At 46.8% G+C, this 3,894-nt stretch carries 3 protein-coding genes; all 3 read right to left on the bottom strand.

Annotated features, from left to right (window positions below; translation table 11 throughout):
* Positions 1-484: 484 nt before the first annotated feature.
* Entirely contained in the window at positions 485-1,330 is an 846-nt protein-coding gene (locus tag OEM52_14355) for a DUF3800 domain-containing protein (GenBank protein ID MDK9701317.1), read from the bottom strand.
* 59 nt (positions 1,331-1,389) lie between these two features.
* Positions 1,390-3,396, bottom strand: coding sequence for a molecular chaperone DnaK (gene dnaK, locus OEM52_14350; protein MDK9701316.1), 2,007 nt, complete (start codon positions 3,394-3,396; stop codon positions 1,390-1,392).
* Positions 3,397-3,543: 147 nt separating this feature from the next.
* On the bottom strand, positions 3,544-3,894 hold a 351-nt coding region (locus OEM52_14345), incomplete at its 5' end, for an adenylate/guanylate cyclase domain-containing protein (protein MDK9701315.1).

Here is a 3,894-nt window from a genome sequence, read left to right as displayed (position 1 = left end):
AGGAAAAACAAGCTCTTCTGGTACCCGAAATCACCAACGATAAGCCCGTTGGACAGAATGTCCAACGTACGGGCGTTGGGTAGGGGCGGACTCCCACGTCCGCCCGTTTTGTCATTGCGAGAGCGCTTTGCGCCGAAGCAATCCCAGAAAAGAATAACGGGCTTGGAAGCCCGTAACCACCAACGAGTAGGGGCGTATTGCAATACGCCCCAAAAAGAAAAAGTCGGGCAAGAGTGCCCAACCTCCAATAAACAGAGGGGTAGGGGCGGTTCGGGAACCGCCCGAAAATATAACGGGTCGTTCGCGAACGACCTCTAAATCCGTTGTGGGTAGGAGCGAACTTCCATGTCCGCCTGTTTGTGTGTCGGGTAGGAGGGCGACCGTTATTGTGGGGATGGTTTATCGCTGTTTTTCGGGTAGTTGTCAAATGAATCGCGCATTTCAGAGATCTGTCTAATGGTAGATATGATTTTGTAATCGAAATTTAGCTTAGTTGAAAATGACGATTCTTTCTTAGTTCGAAAGGTAACAACAGTTGACTTGATTCTGGATATATCTTTATACCAAAGCCGTTGATTACTCCATTTCTTCTACTTTTATCACATGAATTATAAAGAGATCTTATTATTCCATCTGTAATTTCCATATTTTTTGTTATGATCTGATATAAAAAAGATGCAAAAAAGTCAGCAATAATGATACCTAAAGAATTCTTACTGTCACTATAAGCAAAATCAGCAATATTATTTAGTGAATTGTGTGTTGTTGTGCTAGATCCTTTAATTTCATTCCAATATGTAACGAAATTCCCAATTTTTCTTAGTTGTGATGCCTCACTTTGCATCTCATCACTTAAAATTTTATTCTCGTCATGAATGCAAATACACTGGTTGTCATTGTCATCTGTTGAATGATAACTTGTATACTTAGATAACCTTTCAAATAATAGTTCAATCGCCTTAAACTCCACCTTCTTTTTATTTAGAACACCACGTTTGTTGTATTCAGATTTATCGATGATGATATTGATCACTGCACCAGAATATAGATTAGGTGCATTTAATATACATTGAGCGAATTCTGAAGCAAGAGCTTTTCTTTCCCTTTTCAACATACTAATACAATTTTTTGCTTTTATCTCAGATCCCAATCCGAGTGACTTAGCAGAAAAGTTCATCTCTATCTCAAACTTTGAGACTTCTTCTCTCAGCTTGTTATTCATAGCTTTTAAGTATTTTGATGAGATGATAACAGCACTCAAAACATAAAAAGGTTGTTTTGTGTCAACCTGAGATGAAAACCCCGATTCATCTATATATGCAATAAACATCTTATCTCACATGATTGCGGGGTCTTTCGACCCCGCTTTCTGTTGTTTACAAGAGATGATTAATTAATCACTTCGTAGTCGGCATTCTCGATTTTGCCGTCGTCCTTCTTCTTGTCGGACTTGCCATCGTTGCCATTGCCGCTCCCTTGATTGCCGCCTGGCTCGCCACCAAAGCCGCCGCCAGGTTGACCGCCACCGAAACCACCAGGCGAGTTAGGATCGAAACCGGGACCTCCGGGACCGCCTTGTCCGGGTTGCGCGCCAGCTTGGGCATAGAGCTTCTGCGATGCGGCATTCCACACTGCATTCAACTCATCCATCGCCTTTTGCGTTTCGTCGGCATCGAGCGGTTGCTTCTCCAGTAAGCCCTTGAGCTTATCCTTCGCCGCGGTCAGTTTCTCTTTCTCTTCCGCTGGTAATTTATCGGCAAGTTCGGTAATCTGCCGTTCGGTGCTGAATACGAGCCCGTCCGCGCGATTCCGCAATTCAATCGATTCGCGTTTCTTGCGATCAGTCTCTTCATTCGCCTTCGCATCGGTCTTCATCCGGTCGACTTCCTCTTTCGAGAGGCCGGAACTCGCCTGAATCTTGATCGATTGTTCCTTCCCGGTCGCCTTATCCTTCGCTGTGACATGGAGAATACCATTCGCGTCGATATCGAAGGTCACTTCGATCTGCGGAATGCCGCGCGGCGCCGGTGGCAATCCATCGAGGATAAACCGTCCAATGGTCTTATTATCGAGCGCCATCGGCCGCTCGCCTTGCAAGACATGGATTTCGACTTGCGACTGGCTATCGGACGCCGTCGAGAAGACTTCCTGCTTGCGTACCGGAATCGTGGTATTCGATTCGATGAGCCGGGTCATGACGCCACCCAGGGTCTCGATGCCGAGTGACAATGGCGTCACATCTAATAGGAGGACGTCTTTGACTTGACCGCCGAGCACACCACCTTGAATCGCCGCACCAATGGCAACCACTTCATCGGGATTCACCCCGCGATGAGGCTCTTTCTGGAAATACTTCTTGACTGCCTCTTGGACAGCCGGGATTCGGGTAGAGCCGCCTACGAGAATGACTTCGTCGATGTCAGAGGGTGACATTTTGGCATCTGCCATCGCTTTGCGGCACGGTTCAATCGAACGTTCCACCAAGTCGGCAACCAACGCTTCGAATTTCGCTCGGGTCAAAGTTTGGGTCAAATGCTTCGGACCGTCGGCAGTCGCCGTGATAAATGGTAAATTCACTTCGGTCTGCGCGGTGCTGGACAGCTCGCACTTCGCCTTTTCCGCCGCTTCCTTCAAGCGTTGCAACGCCATCGGGTCTTTCCGGAGGTCGATCCCTTCCGTTTTCTTGAATTCGTCGGCAATAAAGTCGATGAGCCGCTGGTCGAAGTCGTCACCGCCCAAGTGGGTGTCGCCATTGGTCGATTTCACTTCAAAGACGCCGTCGCCAATTTCGAGAATCGAGATATCGAACGTACCGCCACCTAAGTCATAGACTGCGACCTTTTCGTCTTTCTTCTTATCGAGACCATAGGCAAGCGCTGCCGCGGTCGGTTCGTTGATGATCCGCTCGACCGTCAGTCCGGCGATTTCCCCGGCATCCTTGGTCGCTTGGCGTTGCGCATCGTTGAAGTACGCCGGCACAGTGATAACCGCACGGGTCACCTTCTCGCCGAGGTACGCTTCGGCAGTCTGCTTCATCTTCTGCAAGACCATCGCGCTGATTTCCGGCGGGGAGTACTCCTTATCGGTAATCTTGACGCGTGCGACGCCGCCCGAACCTTCGATGACCGTGTACGGGACCATCTTCATTTCGTGGGTCACTTCGTGGAATTTGCGCCCCATGAAGCGTTTAATCGAGAAAACGGTATGTTGGGGATTGGTGACTGCTTGCCGTTTTGCCGCTGCGCCAACCAGCCGCTCACCATTCTTGGCAAAGGCGACGACCGACGGGGTTGTGCGCTGCCCTTCCGCATTGGCGATCACAACCGGTTCGCCGGCTTCCATGACTGCTACGCATGAATTCGTCGTTCCGAGATCGATTCCGATGATTTTTGACATTTTTCTTGTCCTTTCTGAACAGAGTTTTTACATGAGAATTCAGAGAAGGATAGAGCAATGGGTGTGCCAGAAGGTTAGTTATTGATTATTAGCAGGTTATAATTATAATCGAATTCAAAATATGCCATAGTGACAGCTGTCATGACATCAAAAAGTCCAATGCCAACTTGATCTAAAGATATTTATCCCTTTATCAAGCCATATTTCATTTGTCCACATAGAGCGACGGGGAGTACCACCAAATTTTTTATCTTCACTCAACATTTTGAAAACATCATTTGTAATGGAAACTGAGTACACGTTAGAAGTCAAACCACAGAGCTTAGCGGCATAGTTTGCCGCTCTACCAACCCAAACTAAATCATTATATTTTCTTACTCCAGTTCTTGCGACAAAAAGCTTACTTGTATCAATTCCAATTGATTGTTTTAATTTATAAGTTGAATCTGGATATCTTTCTTTAATCTTATCATTTATTTTCATAACTATAAAATTTAT

The sequence above is a fragment of the bacterium genome (assembly GCA_030247525.1).
GTDB lineage: Bacteria > Electryoneota > JAOADG01 > JAOADG01 > JAOADG01 > JAOTSC01.
The sequence above is the reverse complement of the archived record's forward strand: the minus strand, read 5'-3'. Positions and strand labels throughout refer to the sequence as shown.

Coding starts and splice junctions, on each gene's coding strand:
- OEM52_14355 (MDK9701317.1), bottom strand. CDS start 1,330: ATGTTTATTGCATATATAGATGAATCGGGGTTTTCATCTCAGGTTGAC.
- dnaK (MDK9701316.1), bottom strand. CDS start 3,396: ATGTCAAAAATCATCGGAATCGATCTCGGAACGACGAATTCATGCGTA.